Genomic DNA, 16452 nt, shown 5'->3' on the forward strand with positions numbered 1-16452 from the left:
CTTGTAGGACATTTCGGGTGCAACCAGGTGCAACCCTAATTTTTTGTGTAAAAGGTGCAACTCGTCTGATGCGCAATTCCACACCCTGAAAAGGGTCGGATTCGGTGCGTTTTCTTCTGAAAATTACGGTTTTTGCTCCAAAAGGGAGCAAAAAAGCGGCATTTACTGAAAATGCGTCGGCGGGTGCAACTTGTAAAAGAAAAATGGTTGCACCTGCTTTGCGTTGTTGCATAGGATGCGCCGCCTGGGTGCAACCGTCTCGTGGCGGGCTGCAAGAGATAAAAACAAACGCCAGGGCACACGCATGGGCAATCCACTAACGATCACCTTCGTGATCTACATCGCGGCAATGGTGCTGATCGGCTTCGCTGCCTATCGCTCCACCAACAACCTTTCCGATTACATCCTGGGCGGTCGCAGCCTGGGTAGCGTGGTTACCGCGCTGTCCGCCGGCGCCTCCGACATGAGCGGCTGGCTGCTGATGGGCCTGCCGGGCGCCATCTACTTCTCGGGCCTGTCCGAAGCCTGGATCGCCATCGGCCTGACCGTTGGTGCCTACCTGAACTGGCTGTTCGTTGCCGGCCGCCTGCGGGTGCAGACCGAGCACAACGGCGATGCGCTGACCCTGCCGGACTACTTCTCCAGCCGTTTCGAAGACCAGAGCGGCCTGCTGCGGATCATCTCGGCCATCGTCATTCTGGTGTTCTTCACCATCTATTGCGCCTCTGGCATCGTCGCCGGTGCCCGCCTGTTCGAAAGCACCTTTGGCATGCCGTACGAGACCGCGCTGTGGGCCGGTGCTGCGGCAACCATCGCCTACACCTTCGTCGGTGGTTTCCTGGCGGTGAGCTGGACCGATACCGTGCAGGCCTCGCTGATGATCTTCGCGCTGATCCTCACCCCGGTCATCGTGCTGATCTCCACGGGCGGCTTCGACACCACCTTCCTAGCCATCGAAGCGCAGAACCCGGCGAACTTCGACATGCTCAAAGGTGCAACCTTCGTCGGCATCATCTCGCTGATGGGTTGGGGCCTGGGTTACTTCGGCCAGCCGCATATCCTGGCGCGTTTCATGGCCGCCGACTCGGTCAAGTCGATCGCCAACGCCCGCCGCATCTCCATGACCTGGATGATTCTGTGCCTGGCCGGCACTTGCGCCGTGGGCTTCTTCGGCATCGCTTACTTCTCGGCACACCCTGACCTTGCAGGCCCGGTCACCGAGAACCATGAGCGTGTGTTCATCGAGCTGGCGAAGATCCTGTTCAACCCATGGATCGCTGGCGTGCTGCTGTCGGCCATCCTGGCGGCGGTGATGAGTACCCTGAGCTGCCAGCTGCTGGTGTGTTCCAGTGCCTTGACCGAAGACTTCTACAAAGCCTTCCTGCGCAAGAATGCCTCCCAGCTTGAGCTGGTCTGGGTCGGCCGTCTGATGGTGCTGGCGGTGGCGCTGATCGCCATCGCCATGGCGGCCAACCCGGAAAACCGCGTGCTGGGCCTGGTGGCATACGCCTGGGCAGGCTTCGGCGCTGCCTTTGGTCCGGTTGTGCTGATCTCGGTGCTGTGGAAGGGCATGACCCGCAACGGCGCACTGGCCGGGATCGTGGTCGGCGCGCTGACCGTGATCTTGTGGAAGCAGATCGATACCTGGGGTTTGTACGAAATCATCCCGGGCTTCCTGTTGGCCAGCATCGCCATCTTCGTAGTGAGCAAGCTGGGCAGCCCTTCGAAGGCTATGATTCAGCGCTTCGAGACGGCTGATGCGGCGTATCACGCTGACAAGTAACACCTGCTGATTCGGTGTTGCGCTTTTCGCGGGCAAGCCCGCTCCCACCGATACGACACCCCCTTGAGGGTTGTGATGTACCGGTGGGAGCGGGCTTGCCCGCGAATGGGCCTGACGCTGATCGACAGCCAGGCCTGACTCCGCCTGCAAGGCAAGGTAAACTTGCCACCCCCGCAGGAGTTGCCATGAACTATCGTCACGCCTTCCACGCCGGCAACCACGCCGACGTCCTCAAACACATCGTGCTGACCCGCCTCATCGCCCTGATGTCGCGCAAGGAACAGCCGTTCGCCTATATCGATACCCACGCAGGCCTTGGCCTGTATGACCTGCAGGGCGACCAGGCGACCCGCACCGGTGAATACCTCGAAGGCGTTGCCCGGTTGTGGAATCGCGACGACCTGCCGGCCATGGCAGGCGATTACCTGCGCATCATCAAGCGCCTCAATGCCGATGGCGAGCTGCGCTACTACCCAGGCTCGCCCGAGCTGGCCCGCCGCCTGATGCGTCAGCAGGACCGCGCCCTGCTCAACGAGAAGCACCCCGAAGACGGGCCGCTGCTCAAAGAGAACATGAAGAAGGACCCGCGCGTCTTCGTCCACCTGGGCGAAGGCTGGCATGTGCCGCGCGCCTTGCTGCCGGTGCAGGAAAAGCGCGCGATCATGCTGATCGACCCGCCATTCGAGCAGGCCGACGAGCTCAAGCGTTGCACCCAATCGCTGAAAGAGGCGATTGGCCGCATGCGCCAGACCGTCGCGGCCATCTGGTACCCGATCAAGGATCAGCGCTCGCTGACCCGTTTCTACCAGGACCTGACCAGCACTGGCGCGCCGAAGCTGCTGCGGGTCGAGTTGTACGTGCACCATCAGGACAGCCCACAGGGCTTGAACGGCTCTGGCCTGGCCATCGCCAACCCGCCATGGGGGCTGGAAGACGAACTCAAGGAGCTGCTGCCGTGGCTGGCGAAAGAGCTGGCGCAGACTGATGGCAGCTTCCGCATGGACTGGCTGATCGCTGAGTAAGCAGGCGCCACAAATCTCCTGTGGGAGCGGGCTTGCCCGCGAACACCGGCAAAGCCGGTGCCAAGCACCGCGGTGCCTGCTTCGCGGGCAAGCCCGCTCCCACAGGTTAATGCAGTGCCTCTGCTGATCTTTGCGTTATAATCCCGCCCTTTAGCCGCCATCCGCCCACGAGGCCGTTGGCGCATCTCTACCGAATGAAGAGGCTAATCCCTTGGCATTGACGATTCTTGGCCTGTCCGGCGCCCTTAGCCATGACCCTTCCGCGGCCCTGTACATTGACGGCAAGCTGATTGCCGCCGCCGAAGAAGAGCGCTTCGTGCGTGACAAGCATGCGAAGAACCGCATGCCCTACGAGTCGGCGAAGTTCTGCCTGGAGCAGGCCGGCATCAAGCCATCCGACGTCGACGTGGTAGCCATTCCGTTTGCCCCGATCAGCCTGTTCGGCAAGGCTCGCTGGCACTATGCCAAGCGTTACTGGTACGCCCCGGACCGCGCCCTCGACGCGATCCTGATGGGCAACCGTCGCTACAAGCGCTACCGCAAGAAGATCCTCTGGTGCCTGGAGCAACTGGGCTTCGACCCGAAAAAGGTCAAGATCGAACCGGTCGAGCACCACCTGGCCCACGCCTCCAGCGCCTACCACTGCTCGGGCTTCAAGGAAAAGACCGCGATCCTCGGCATCGACGGTAAGGGCGAGTACGCCACCACCTTCTTCGGCTACGGCGAAAACGGCAAGATCCACAAGATCAAGGAATTCTTCGACCCGGACTCCCTGGGCGGCCTGTATGGCGCGATCACCGAGTTCCTCGGTTTCGAGATGCTCGACGGCGAGTTCAAGGTCATGGGCATGGCGCCGTACGGCGATGCCAGCAAATACGACTTCTCGCGCCTGGCCAGCTTCGAGAATGGCGAATTGGTGATCAACACCGAATACGCCAACGTCATCGGCCTGCGCCGCTATAAAGAGAAGGGCAAGGGTTTCTACTTCTCGCCGAAGTTGATCGAGTGGCTGGGCCCCAAGCGCGAAGGCGATATCGCCGACGAGCCATACATCCACTACGCCGCCAGCATGCAAGCGCTGTTCGAGAAGCTGGCCTTGCAGATGATCGACCACTACCTGGGCGATACCTTGAAGCAGACCGGCAAGCTGGCCTTCGCCGGCGGCTGCGCACTGAACGTCAAGCTCAACCAGAAGATCATTGCCCGCCCGGATGTTAAGGAGCTGTTCGTCCAGCCCGCTTCCGGTGATGCCGGTACTGCGGTGGGTGCCGCTGCCTATGTTTCCCACGCCCGTGGCGTGCCGGTCGAGAAGATGGAGCACGTCTACCTCGGCCCGTCGTACTCCAACGAGGACGTGATCGCTGCCTGCGCCCGCCACCCGGACCAGCCGAAGTGGCGCAAGCTTGACAACATGCCCGAGCAGATCGCCAAGATCATGGTCGACGGCAACCCGGTGGCCTGGTTCCAGGGCCGCATGGAGTTCGGCCCGCGCGCCTTGGGTGGTCGTTCGATCATCGGCTGCCCGAGCGTTGAAGGCGTGGCTGACCGCATCAACCACCAAATCAAGTTCCGCGAGCGCTGGAGACCGTTCTGCCCGTCGATGCTCGACACCGTCGCCCCGCAGATGATCAAGGTCGATCACCCGGCGCCGTTCATGACCTTCACCTTCGAAGTGGCTGAGGAGTGGAAAACCCGTGTACCGGAAGTGGTCCACGAAGACGGCACTTCGCGTGCCCAGGTGCTCAAGCGCGAGTACAACCCGCGTTACTACGACATGATGAAGGCGCTGGAAGACCTGACCGGCAACGGCGTGTCGCTGAACACCTCGCTGAACCGCCGTGGTGAACCGATGATCTGCTCGCCGACCGATGCCCTGAACATGTTCTTCGGCTCGGACCTGCAGTACCTGATCATGGAAGACATCCTGGTAGTGAAGGACGGCGCGGCCGCGTATGACCAGCCGCTCTGAACCGCGCATCCTGCAGTTCTGCCATGGCTATGACGGGCCGTTCCTGGACTGTGCCCGTCAGTACGCCAGCCTGTTCCAGGGGCGTGGCTATCAGGTCACCACGGTATTTCTCACCGGCGCCGCCGACCCGCAGGTCGCGGCGGGCTGCGCGTCGGACGAGGTGCTGTTCCTGGAGTTCAGCTCCAAGGCCGTGCGTGGCCTGAAACTCGGCGCCATCCGTGCCTTGCGGCGGATTGCGGCCGAGCGCAATTTCAGTTTCTGCATCGCCCACCGTTTCAAGCCGATCTATGTGGCCTTGCTGGGCACCGGCCTGCCGGTGATCGGCGTGCACCACGCCTTTGGCGACTACCAGCGCAAAGGGCGGCGGCTGTTTGCCAACCTGTTCAGCAAGCGCTTGAGCCTGCTGGGCGTGTCCGATGCGGTGCGTGACGACATGCGCCGCTGCCTGCCGCAGTGGCCGGCCGAACGCATCCAGACCCTGTACAACCGTATCGACATCGAGGCCCTGCAAGCTGCCTTGGTGCCACGTGACGCGGCGCGCCAGGCCCTTGGCCTGGACCCTCAGGCGTGGATCGTCGGCAACGTCGGCCGCCTGCACCCGGACAAGGACCAGGCTACGCTGTTGCGTGGTTTTGCCGAAGCGTTGCCGGGGCTTCCCGCCGGCGCGCGCCTGGCGATTTTGGGTAAAGGCCGCCTGGAAGCCACGCTCAAGGCACTGGCTGCCGAGCTCGGCATCGCCGGCCAGGTGGATTTCCTCGGCCAGGTGCCGGATGCCCGGCGCTATTTCACGGCGTTCGATGTCTTTGCCCTGAGTTCCGATCACGAGCCGTTCGGCATGGTCCTGCTCGAAGCCATGGTCGCGGGCGTACCGGTACTGGCCACGGCCTGTGGTGGTGCCCGCGAAGTGGTCGAGGGTGTTGGCGTGCTGTTCCCGCTCGGTGATGCTGTGCAGCTGGCTCAAGGCCTGAAGCATATGGCCACGCTGGACGAGCAGCAGCGCGAGGTATGCGCCGAGCACATGCTGCAACGCCTGCACCAGCGTTTCTCCGACTCCGCTGTGCGCGAAGCCTTCTGGCAACTGCCGCAGGTGCGTAGCGTGGTGGCGCAGGCGTGATGCTTAATCGTATTCAAGCCTTCCGCGAGCGCGGTTGGCAAGTCATCGACGCCAAGGCCTATGCCGAGGCCTGGGCGCGTTTTGGTGGCAGCGTTGCCACGCATCCGCAGGTGGTCGAGCAGTTGGCCGAGCTGGCGCAGATTCCCGTGCGCTACCTGGGTTGGCTGCAAGGCGGCGAGTTGAAGGCGGCAATCCCGACCTGGGGGCGCCACTTGGCGCTGTCCAAGGACGTGCTCAAACGCGCGGGCAAGAAAGGCCTGTTCGACCTGGGCAATGCCGAGATCATTCTGCCGGCCGCCGCCGATGCCGGCGCGCCGCTGCGCCATGGCGCGCGTTACCTGTCCGAGCTGAACCAGGGTCGTTTTACCGGCCTCAAGGCGCAGACCGAGCAGTTGGCCATGGCCCGCGCCCATGAAGACCTGTCGAAGAAGTTCCGTTACAACCAGCGCCGCGAGTTGCGTTTGCTGGAGGAGGCGGGCGGGGTGGTACGGCCGATCAGTGACTTTGACGCCGGCCAGATTGCCGCGATGTACCGTGAGCTGTTCCAGCGCCGCTGGGGCTTCCCGGCCACCGGTGCCGAGCGCCTGGACGAGGTGCTCGAGCGCTTGCGCGAGCTGCTGATCGGCTCGGTGCTGCTGCTGGACGACAAGCCCATCGCGATTCAGCTGGTATACCGGGTCGAAGCGCCCGAGTGGATCAGCGTCGAGTACGTCAATGGCGGCGTTGACCCTGAGACCAAGGCGTTCAGCCCTGGTAGCGTGCTGAGCTTCCTCAATACCCAGGCCGCCTGGGAAGACGCCCGGGCGCGTAGCAAGCCGCTGCGGTTCTCGTTCGGTCGTGCCGACCGCGAGTACAAGGACCGTTGGTGCAACCCCGTGCCGGTGTTCCAGGCGTGAGCCGCAAACAGCAGTTGCTCAAGCGCCATCGGCGCAACAAGCGCCTGGGCCTGCTCGCAGGCCTGGCCGCGCTGATCGCGTTGGGTGTGCTGGCCTGGTGGTGGTTACCGCTTTTGTTGCTGCCGCTGGCCTGGGCCGCCCATGAGGCCTGGTTCGCTGACCACCTGTTCTACGCGCCGGGTGAGGACTACGCCTACGACTTCGGTGATCAAACCCATGCAGTGGCGGCCAGCCTGCAGGGTGGGCTGCTGAAGGCCGACGCGGCGCTCAAGGGTGACGAAACCCTCGTCCTGGAGCTGCGGGTAAAGAGCAGCTGGTTGGGGCGATTCCTTGACCCTCGGGTAGAACTGTTGGCAGGTGAATTCAGTGATCGGCAGGCTTTCGAGCGCGGTGTCGATGGGCTTCGCTTCCTCAACCTGACCGGCATGGCCGCATCGCTCAAGGCCGGTACGCTGCGTGTGCGTGGCCGCCATTGTCGGCTGCAGGGCGAACCGCGCCTGTGGATAACCCCCAGCGTCGAGCTGCAGCGCCGCCGGGTGATGGTGATTGCGCCGCATGCCGATGATGCCGAACTGGCAGCTTATGGCCTGTACAGCCAAGCCGACGAAACCTGGGTGGTCACCCTGACTGCCGGCGAGATCGAAGCCGAACACTATCAACAGATGGGCCTGGGCAAGGCCGAGGCGGCGCGTCTGAAAGGGCGTTTGCGCGCCTGGGACAGCATTGCCGTACCGCGTTGGGCCGGCGTGCCGGAATCGCGTTGCGTGCAGTTGGGCTACTTCTGCCTGCAATTGCCCGCCATGCAGGCGGCGCCGGATGTGCCGGCCGCTTCACGCGAAGCCGACATGGCCGATATCCGCCCGTTCCGCCAGTTCAACCCCTTTGCGCTGCCTGCCGACAGTGATGGTGCGCCGACCTGGCACAACCTGCTGGCCGACCTGCGTGCGTTGCTGGAGATGGCCCGGCCAGAGGTGCTGGTAATGCCACACCCGCAACTCGACCCGCACCCGGACCATATCTGTGCCCAGGCTGCGGTACTGGAAGTCTTGCAGGGGCTGGCCTGGCAGCCGCAAACGCTGCTGTGCTACGCCAACCACCTGCATGACAACGACCGTTGGCCGATGGGCGACAGCGGCGACGGCGTGGCCTTGCCGCCGCAACTGAGCGCCGAGCAGCCCTGGGCGCCGTGCGCGCTGGTGCTGGACCTGCCGACCCAGCACGACAAGGCCATGGCCTTGGGCATGATGCACGACCTGCAGCCACCCGCGCCGTTCAAGCGCCGCCTGCGCCGGTTGTTGCAACGCTGGCTGGCCGGGCGCCGGCCATCGCCCTATGGCGAGAACGAATTCTTCCGCAAGGCTGTGCGCCGACATGAACTGTTCTGGCGCCGAGAGCTGTAAACAATGCCTATGGTTGACCGCGATGGCGCAGCGCGCCCAAGGAACGCAATGAAAGTCTTATTTCTGGTGCAGAAGGAACAGCGGGCGATCCTCGACCGCCTGTACGATGGCGTCGCGGCCAACTGCGAATGTGACCTGCGCTGGCTGACCAGTGAAGACCAGCGTAACCTGCGCCGCTACTTCAAGCGTGAAGTGCAGGTTGAACGTTATGACCGCATCGTGTTCTTCCTGCGCTTCAAGCAGGAGATCCGCCAGGTGGCGTTCATCCAGACGGTGCCGAACCTGGTCATCCTCGAACATGACGCCTACCAGAACTACATCCCCTGCAAGTACACCGGCAAGTTCAGCGCGCATTACCGTAAGCTGCCGTGGGCGCGGGTGATCAGTTCGGGCTACATGGTCAGCGAGCGCCTGCGCCAGGAAGGCTTTGACGCGGTCTTCGTGCCCAAGGGCTACGATGAGCGCCTGCTGACTGACCAGGGGCGTGAGCGCGATATCGAGCTGGCGTTCGTGGGCAGCACCAACAGCGTTGCCTACAGTGGGCGCAAGGCGCTGCTGGACGAGCTGGGGCGGGTCGAGAACCTGGTAGTAACCCGCACCAAGTCGGGCGAGGACTACTGCAACACGCTCAACCGTATTCGTTTCTTCGTCAGTGCCGACGTCGGCATGGGCGAATACATGATCAAGAACTTCGAGGCCATGGCCTGTGGCTGTGTGTTGCTGGCGTTCGATCAGGGCGAGGAAGAAAACCGCGCCCTGGGCCTGCAGGACATGCACAACGTGGTGTTCTACGACAGCATCCCGACCCTCCAGGAAAAGCTTCGCAGTTTGCGGGCAGACCCTGCGCTGGCCCAGCGGATTGCTGAAAACGGCCGCCATCTGGCGGTTTCTCGTTTCAGTTTCGGTGAAGTTGGACGTAGCATCGTCGACCACATGCGCCCTGCGCTCAGGCCTCATCCGCCGTTGTCTGCCTGGCAGCGGTTACGCCTGAAACTGGGCATTTAATAAAGCACTTTCGTGCCTACGGAGCGGGTGCTGGAAGTCGATTGTCGCAATGCGGAGGGAGTCCGGTGCGCTTTTCAAATGAGAGTGATGTCACGCTTGTCGTGACCAGCTGTGGGCGGTTCGAGCTGCTCAAAGACACCCTTGAGAGTTTCGATCGCTACAACACTGCGCCCATTCGCGAAGTTTTCATCACCGAAGATTCAGGTGACGAAGCCGTGCATGGGGCTGTGCCAGAGCACTGGAAACCGCACTGCAAGGTGTTCGTCAATCGGCCAAAACTGGGCCAGCTGCCGTCTATCGACCTGGCCTACAGCCACGTCAAGACGCCTTACATCTTCCATTGCGAAGATGACTGGCATTTCTATCGCCAAGGCTTCGTCGAAGACTCCCGGGCGATCCTTGAGGTCAGCCCGAACCTGCTGCAGGTCTGGCTGCGCAGCCATGCCCATGACCTGTCCGTGCACAGCCCTTACATCCACCTGGGCGATCGTCAGGTGATCGCGGGTGTGCCTTGCTATCCGCTGCTTTCCGATAAGGCAGAGTGGCAAGCGTTTTCGCTCAACCCCGGCCTGCGTCGTTTGAGCGATTATCAGCGCTGTGCGCCATTTGCCGCCTATGCTGGAGAAAAGGCGCTTTCCCGTCGCTATGCTGAGTTAAATCTGACAGCGGTCACCCTGGAGGGTGACGCAGTATTGCACACTGGTTTTGGTAATCACGTGACATTGCCCGTGGAAGTGGAGCGCAAGGCCAAGCGTCGTCAACGTGATCGGATAAAGCTGGCATTGACGCTGGTGGCGGGTGCCGTGATCGGCATGGGTATCACCATTTTTGTTCAATGAAGTCGCAGTCCCACCTGACTTGAGCGGGAGAGGGGCGCTAACCCCATGAACATCGTCAATATGATGTGGGCAGGCGGTTCGCCGTACATGTCCATCCACAAGGTTCATCGGCAGGTGCTGTCTCACGCAGGGCCCGATGCCCGGATCAGCAACTGGCTGCTGCTGGGCAGCGGGCTTTGCTGTGGGCTCGGTTCGACCCGGGAGTGGCACATGCCGCCGCGTGCGCTCAAGGGGCGTCACCTGTGGCGCCTGCTGCGGCCCTGGCTGCGCATGCGTTTGCGCAAGGCGCTGGCCGAGGCCCAGGCCGAGATCGTGCTGCTCGACGGCGTCGGCGTCGCGAGGCTGGTACTGCCGCTTTTGCAGCAGATTCCCGGGGTGCGTGCCAAGGTGCTGTTCCACGGCAAGACGCGCCTGACGGCGAGTGATATTCGCCTGTTGCGCGCGCTCCCGCCCGAGCGCTTGAGCATCGCCGCGGTTTCGCACACGCTTGCCGAAACCCTTGAACATGATCTCGGCAGACCGGTACAGACCTTGCGCATGGCGCTCGACCCTCGGGCCTTCGTCGAACCGCTGTTGAGCCGGGAGCAGGCCAGGCAGGCGCTGGCGTTGCTGCCAGGTAGCGGGCAAGTGCTTGGCGCGGTGGGGCGGCTGGTGGAGAGCAAAGGGTTTGAAATGCTGATCGAGGCGTTTGCCAAGGCGGTTATCCGCAAGCCCGATCTGCAGCTGGCAATTATCGGTGAAGGCCCCCTGCATGCCGTGTTGCAAGCGCGCCTCGACGAGCTGGGCCTGGCCGGGCGTGTTCACCTGTGCGGCCACCGAGAAGACCTGCAACAGCTGTACCGGGCATTTGACTGGCTGCTGGTGCCTTCGCGTTCAGAGGGCCTGGGGCTGGTGGTACAAGAGGCGGTGATGGCCGATGTGCCGGTGGTCTGCAGCGATCTGCTGGTGTTTCGTGAGCAGTTGCTGGACACCGGGGGCTACCTGCCGATTGCCGACGAGTGCGCCTGGGCCGAGGCCATAGAGCATTGCAGCGTGCCAGACAGCGCGGCCGTGGCCGCCCGGCAGCGCCAGGCGCTGGCACCGGAGCAGGCCTGGCAGGCATTTCAGAATGGTTCGCAAAGCCTGCTGCGCGGTTGACGCTCAGCGGGCCAGCAGGGCTGCCTCGAAGTCGGCGAGGGGGAACTGGTCACCCAGGTTCTCCCGCTCGATGTAGCGCACCATGTGCTGCACGTTGCGTCGAATCATGCGTGCAGACAACGGCGGGCGCAGGAAACGCATGTCGGCGACGTCGATCAACCCCAGGTGCTGATCGGGGGTGACCACGACATTGCCCAGGTGCAGCGAGCGGAAGTAGACGCCCGAGCGGTGCAGTTGGCGGATCAGATCGATCAACCGTGGCAGATAGGTGTCCCAACTGAAGTCGGCGTCGCGCGACATCTGCAACAGGGTCCGCCCGGGCAGCGGGCGATACAGCACCGCGGTTCTGCCTGGCAGGTCGAGCTTGTGCTGGCTGATCACCTCAAGGGTGGGAATGCCCAGTTGCGCCAAGCGCGCGGCGTTGTCGACGAAGCGCTGGGAGTAGGGGCGCAGCAGCGCAGATGAAATCAATCGCTTACGGCGAAAAACCTTAAGGAAATTACCATCCTTGAGCAGGTAGACTTTGGCGCCATGGCTGTCTGCCTCTAGCACCTGTGCGCCTAGTGTCAGCTGATCGAAGTCGACCTGGGTGAGCCGGGAGCATTGCATGAATAGAGCCTTGTCGTCTGGCGAGCAAAATGACCGGCAATAATGCCGAAAATAATGCGGTAGCACCATGGATGGTGTCTTTGATTCATCGGGGGAGAAGGATGTTGTATCAAAAAAACTGGGCTCGGGCCTGGTTGGGAATGGGTCTGGTCTGGTTCCTGGCGGCGATTGCATTGGCGCCCAGCAACAAGATCTACCAGCAAGGGCTGGTGTTGTTCTTGTGGTTGCCGACACTCGTGCTGGCGTGGTCTGCCCGGCAGGTGCTGGCCCAGGCCTGGCAGCGTCAACCGGCATTGTGGGGCAGTATTTTGCTGCTGTTGGCCTGGAGTGGGCTGAGCCTGGCCTGGTCGCCTGCCGAAGAGCCGGGGCGTGAAATCAAGCGTCTGATCTACATTCTGGTGTTCTTGATGGCGTTCCCGTTGCTGGCGCAGCTGGGGCTGGCCCGGGTTCGCCAATTGCTGCTGCTGGGTAGCGGTTTGCTGGCGGTCGCCGCACTGGTCTCGATCATCAACTTCTACGGGTTGCAGGGCAGATCGCTGCTGGCCCGGCTGTCGGGTATCGGTGAAATTTCCCACCCCATCCTGGGGGCCTATGTGGTCGGTGCCGCCGCGCTCTTCCTGCTGTACGAGCCGCCGCAAAAGCGCGGCATGCAGTTGCTTTGGCTGGCGGCGCTGGCCTGCCTGGGCGCCTTTGCGGTGCTCAGCCAGAGCCGTGGAGCGATCCTGGCCCTGGTGATCACGGTGGTGATCGCGCCGTTGTGGTTCCGTGATCGTCACAGCCGGGTGTTCTCGATCCTGGCGGTCATCGCCACTGGCGCTGCGTTTATTGTCATGTACGACCTGATCGCCAAGCGCGGCTCGTCCTATCGGCCGGAGATCTTCAACGCCGTGGTGGACATGATTGCCGCCCACCCGTGGACCGGCCTGGGCCTGGGCGCGGGTTACGACGTGAGCGCGGTCGGCAAGCACTTCGACCATACCCACAACATGTTCACCCACGTTGCGGTGGAGATGGGCCTGCCGGGCATGCTGCTGTGGGTGATCGTGTGGTTGTACACCCTCGGTGAAATCCTCCGGGCAAGTGGCACACTGTTCGGCAAGATCCTCTTGTGCTTCTGGGTCTACTCGACCCTGGCCATGCAGTTCGATGCCGCCAGCCTCACTGGCACGCCGCGTGCGGAGTGGTTCATCAGCTGGTTGCCGGTCGGCCTGGCCATGTTGTTGCCCTGGGGGCGTGCCGAAAATGACGCGTGTGGTAAAATTTCCGGTTCAACCTGAACAGCGAGCTCGATGATGGCCGAAACACCGCGAACCGCGGAGCACACCTCCAGCCTGAAGATCTACTTCCGGCTGCTGAGCTACGTGAAACCCTATGCCGGCATTTTCCTGCTGAGCATCGTCGGTTTCGTGATCTTCGCCTCGACCCAGCCGATGCTGGCCGGCATTCTCAAGTACTTCGTCGATGGCCTGAGCAATCCGCAAGCGGTGTTGTTCCCTACCGTGCCGTACCTGCGCGACCTGCAGTTGCTGCAGGCGGTGCCATTGCTGATCATCCTGATCGCGGCCTGGCAGGGTCTGGGCTCGTTCCTGGGTAACTATTTCCTGGCCAAGGTTTCCCTGTGCCTGGTGCATGACCTGCGTGTCGAGTTGTTCAACAAGCTGTTGGTGCTGCCTAACCGCTACTTCGACAACCACAACTCGGGGCACCTGATCTCGCGCATCACCTTCAACGTGACCATGGTCACTGGGGCTGCGACCGATGCAATCAAGGTGGTGATCCGCGAGGGCTTGACCGTTGTCTTCCTGTTCGCCTACCTGCTGTGGATGAACTGGCACCTGACCCTGGTGATGGTTGCCATCCTGCCGGTGATCGCGGTGATGGTCAGCGTCGCCAGCAAGAAATTCCGCAAGCAGAGCAAGAAGATCCAGGTGGCCATGGGCGACGTGACGCACGTCGCGTCCGAGACCATCCAGGGTTATCGCGTGGTGCGCAGCTTTGGCGGCGAGGCGTACGAACAGCAGCGTTTTGGCCGTGCCAGCCAGAGCAACACCGACAAGCAGCTGCGCATGACCAAGACCGGCTCGCTGTACACGCCGATGCTGCAACTGGTGATCTACTCGGCCATGGCGGCCTTGATGTTCCTGGTGCTTTACCTTCGTGGTGATTCCACTGCCGGTGACCTGGTGGCCTACATCACCGCAGCCGGCTTGCTGCCGAAACCGATCCGCCAGTTGTCCGAAGTCAGCTCGACTATCCAGAAGGGCCTTGCTGGCGCAGAAAGCATCTTCGAGCAGCTCGACGAAGAGCCAGAGGTGGACACTGGCACCATCGAGAAGGCGCAGGTCGAAGGCCGTCTGGAAGTGCGCAACCTGAGCTTCACCTACCCAGGCACCGACCGTGAGGTGCTGAGCGACATCAGCTTTAACGCCGAGCCTGGGCAGATGATCGCCCTGGTGGGTCGCTCCGGCAGTGGCAAGTCGACCCTGGCGGCGTTGATTCCGCGCTTCTATCACCACGACAAGGGGCAGATCCTGCTCGACGGCGTGGAGATCGAAAACTATCGACTGCGCAATCTGCGTCGCCATGTTTCCCAGGTTACCCAGCACGTCACCTTGTTCAACGACACGGTCGCCAACAACATTGCCTACGGTGATCTGGCCGGTGCGCCGCGCGAGGACATCGAGGCGGCGGCTGCCGATGCCTACGCCAAAGAGTTCGTCGACAAGCTGCCGAAGGGCTTCGACACCGAGGTCGGCGAGAACGGCGTGCTGCTTTCCGGCGGCCAGCGCCAGCGCCTGGCGATTGCACGGGCGTTGCTCAAGGATGCGCCGCTGCTGATTCTTGACGAGGCGACCTCGGCACTGGATACCGAGTCCGAGCGGCACATCCAGGCTGCACTGGATCATGTGATGGAGGGCCGTACCACGCTGGTGATCGCCCACCGCCTGTCGACCATCGAGAAGGCCGACCAGATCTTGGTCATGGACCAGGGCCGCCTCGTGGAGCGCGGCACCCATGCCGAGCTGCTTCAGGCTAATGGCCATTATGCCCGCCTGCATGCCATGGGCCTGGATGAACCGGCCAAGGCCGATATCACCTGAACCTCTTTGATCGGGGCCGTGCCGGCCCCGATTGTCACCGGAATTTTCAAGGGCCCGATCTGGCCATAAAGCCGTCGCTTGCCCTGTGCTAATATCCTGCCCCTGTTCATTATTTTCATATGGGTTGCCCATGAAGTTGTCCATGCCGCGTTTCGATCAAGCCCCGGTACTGGTGGTCGGCGATGTCATGCTCGACCGCTACTGGCATGGCGGTACTTCGCGTATCTCGCCTGAAGCGCCAGTCCCGGTGGTCAAGGTCGATCAGATCGAGGATCGCCCCGGCGGCGCGGCCAACGTGGCCTTGAACATCGCCGCCCTGGGTGCGCCGGCGTCGCTGATCGGTGTCACCGGCCAGGACGAGGCGGCCGACAGCCTGGCCAACAGCCTGCAAGCCGCGGGCGTGCGCTCGGTGTTCCAGCGCATCGCGCACCAGCCGACCATCGTCAAGTTGCGGGTCATGAGCCGCCACCAGCAGCTGCTGCGTATCGATTTCGAAGAGCCGTTCGCCACCGACCCGTTGTCGCTGGGCGCAGAGGTCGACAGCTTGCTCGATGGCGTCAAGGTGCTGGTGTTGTCCGACTACGGCAAAGGCGCACTGAAAAACCACCAGAGCCTGATCCAGGCGGCGCGTGCCAAGGCCATTCCGGTGCTGGCCGACCCCAAGGGCAAGGACTTTTCCATCTACCGCGGCGCCAGCCTGATCACCCCTAACCTCAGCGAGTTCGAGGCCATTGTTGGCCGTTGCGCCGATGAGGCGGAACTGGTCGCCAAAGGCCTGCAACTGCTGCTGGACCTGGACCTGGGCGCCTTGCTGGTGACCCGTGGCGAGCATGGCATGACCCTGCTGCGTACTGGCCAGCCAGCGCTGCACCTGCCGGCCCGAGCCCGCGAAGTGTTCGATGTTACCGGTGCCGGCGATACGGTGATCTCCACCCTCGCAGCGGCCATTGCTGCCGGTGAGGACCTGCCGCACGCGGTCGCGCTGGCCAATCTGGCGGCGGGCATCGTGGTTGGCAAACTGGGTACCGCCGCGATCAGCGCACCTGAGCTGCGCCGGGCGATCCAGCGCGAGGAAGGTTCCGAGCGTGGTGTGCTGGGCCTTGAGCAATTGCTGCTGGCGATCGATGACGCACGCGCTCACAACGAGAAGATCGTCTTCACCAACGGTTGCTTCGACATTCTGCATGCCGGCCATGTCACCTACCTGGAGCAGGCGCGCGCCCAGGGCGATCGGCTGATTGTCGCGGTCAACGACGATGCGTCGGTCAGCCGCCTGAAAGGCCCGGGTCGCCCGATCAACAGCGTCGACCGCCGCATGGCTGTACTGGCAGGGCTGGGGGCTGTGGATTGGGTGATCAGCTTCCCAGAGGGTACGCCGGAAAACCTGCTAAGCCAGGTCAAGCCGGATGTGTTGGTCAAAGGCGGTGACTATGGCATCGACCAAGTGGTGGGAGCCGATATCGTCAAGGCTTATGGCGGTACCGTGAAGGTACTGGGGTTGGTCGAAAACAGCTCGACCACCGCGATTGTCGAGAAAATCCGCAAGCACTGATGTAATTGGGGCCGCAATGCGGCCC

At 62.7% G+C, this 16452-nt stretch carries 13 protein-coding genes; 12 read left to right on the plus strand and 1 reads right to left on the minus strand.

What is annotated here, in order from left to right:
• Positions 1 to 304 precede the first annotated feature (304 nt).
• The 9 genes from putP to OGV19_RS26250 all read left to right on the plus strand — a co-directional run bounded on the left by putP (position 305) and on the right by OGV19_RS26250 (position 11165).
• Positions 305 to 1783, plus strand: coding sequence for a sodium/proline symporter PutP (putP, locus tag OGV19_RS26210; protein WP_264311315.1), 1479 nt, complete (start codon positions 305 to 307; stop codon positions 1781 to 1783).
• A 185-nt stretch (positions 1784 to 1968) separates the two neighbouring features.
• Complete coding sequence (locus tag OGV19_RS26215; protein WP_264311316.1) at positions 1969 to 2805, plus strand: 23S rRNA (adenine(2030)-N(6))-methyltransferase RlmJ; 837 nt, start codon at positions 1969 to 1971, stop codon at positions 2803 to 2805.
• Positions 2806 to 3016: 211 nt separating this feature from the next.
• A complete protein-coding gene (locus OGV19_RS26220; RefSeq protein WP_264311317.1) occupies positions 3017 to 4774 on the plus strand; it encodes a carbamoyltransferase family protein in 1758 nt (585 codons plus the stop codon).
• Positions 4758 to 5888 carry a glycosyltransferase gene (locus tag OGV19_RS26225; RefSeq protein ID WP_264311318.1) on the plus strand — a complete coding sequence of 377 codons (1131 nt, stop codon included), beginning with the start codon at positions 4758 to 4760 and terminating at the stop codon, positions 5886 to 5888. The genes OGV19_RS26220 and OGV19_RS26225 overlap by 17 nt, the downstream gene beginning before the upstream one ends.
• Positions 5888 to 6784 (plus strand): antimicrobial resistance protein Mig-14, encoded by an 897-nt coding sequence (locus OGV19_RS26230; protein ID WP_264311319.1) that lies wholly within the window; start codon positions 5888 to 5890, stop codon positions 6782 to 6784. The genes OGV19_RS26225 and OGV19_RS26230 overlap by 1 nt, the downstream gene beginning before the upstream one ends.
• Positions 6781 to 8184 (plus strand): PIG-L deacetylase family protein, encoded by a 1404-nt coding sequence (locus tag OGV19_RS26235; protein WP_264311320.1) that lies wholly within the window; start codon positions 6781 to 6783, stop codon positions 8182 to 8184. The genes OGV19_RS26230 and OGV19_RS26235 overlap by 4 nt, the downstream gene beginning before the upstream one ends.
• Before the next feature lie 48 nt (positions 8185 to 8232).
• The gene (locus OGV19_RS26240; protein ID WP_264311321.1) at positions 8233 to 9189 is read left to right on the plus strand and encodes a glycosyltransferase family protein; all 957 of its coding nucleotides are present in this window, start codon (positions 8233 to 8235) and stop codon (positions 9187 to 9189) included.
• Between the two features lie 65 nt (positions 9190 to 9254).
• The gene (locus OGV19_RS26245; RefSeq protein WP_264311322.1) at positions 9255 to 10028 is read left to right on the plus strand and encodes a glycosyltransferase family 2 protein; all 774 of its coding nucleotides are present in this window, start codon (positions 9255 to 9257) and stop codon (positions 10026 to 10028) included.
• 45 nt (positions 10029 to 10073) lie between these two features.
• Positions 10074 to 11165, plus strand: coding sequence for a glycosyltransferase (locus tag OGV19_RS26250; protein WP_264311323.1), 1092 nt, complete (start codon positions 10074 to 10076; stop codon positions 11163 to 11165).
• Between the two features lie 3 nt (positions 11166 to 11168).
• On the opposite strand, the gene OGV19_RS26255 is transcribed toward OGV19_RS26250, so the two are convergent.
• A complete protein-coding gene (locus OGV19_RS26255) occupies positions 11169 to 11774 on the minus strand; it encodes a toluene tolerance protein (protein ID WP_264311324.1) in 606 nt (201 codons plus the stop codon).
• Between the two features lie 101 nt (positions 11775 to 11875).
• On the opposite strand from OGV19_RS26255, the gene OGV19_RS26260 reads away from it, so the two are divergent.
• The 3 genes from OGV19_RS26260 to hldE all read left to right on the plus strand — a co-directional run bounded on the left by OGV19_RS26260 (position 11876) and on the right by hldE (position 16427).
• Positions 11876 to 13051, plus strand: a complete 1176-nt coding sequence (locus tag OGV19_RS26260) for an O-antigen ligase family protein (protein ID WP_264311325.1) — start codon at positions 11876 to 11878, stop codon at positions 13049 to 13051.
• Positions 13052 to 13066: 15 nt separating this feature from the next.
• Positions 13067 to 14875 (plus strand): lipid A export permease/ATP-binding protein MsbA, encoded by a 1809-nt coding sequence (gene msbA / locus OGV19_RS26265; protein WP_264311326.1) that lies wholly within the window; start codon positions 13067 to 13069, stop codon positions 14873 to 14875.
• 130 nt (positions 14876 to 15005) lie between these two features.
• Complete coding sequence (hldE, locus tag OGV19_RS26270; RefSeq protein WP_264311327.1) at positions 15006 to 16427, plus strand: bifunctional D-glycero-beta-D-manno-heptose-7-phosphate kinase/D-glycero-beta-D-manno-heptose 1-phosphate adenylyltransferase HldE; 1422 nt, start codon at positions 15006 to 15008, stop codon at positions 16425 to 16427.
• The last annotated feature ends 25 nt before the right edge of the window (positions 16428 to 16452 follow it).

Source organism: Pseudomonas putida, assembly GCF_025905425.1.
Taxonomy (GTDB): domain Bacteria; phylum Pseudomonadota; class Gammaproteobacteria; order Pseudomonadales; family Pseudomonadaceae; genus Aquipseudomonas; species Aquipseudomonas putida_AF.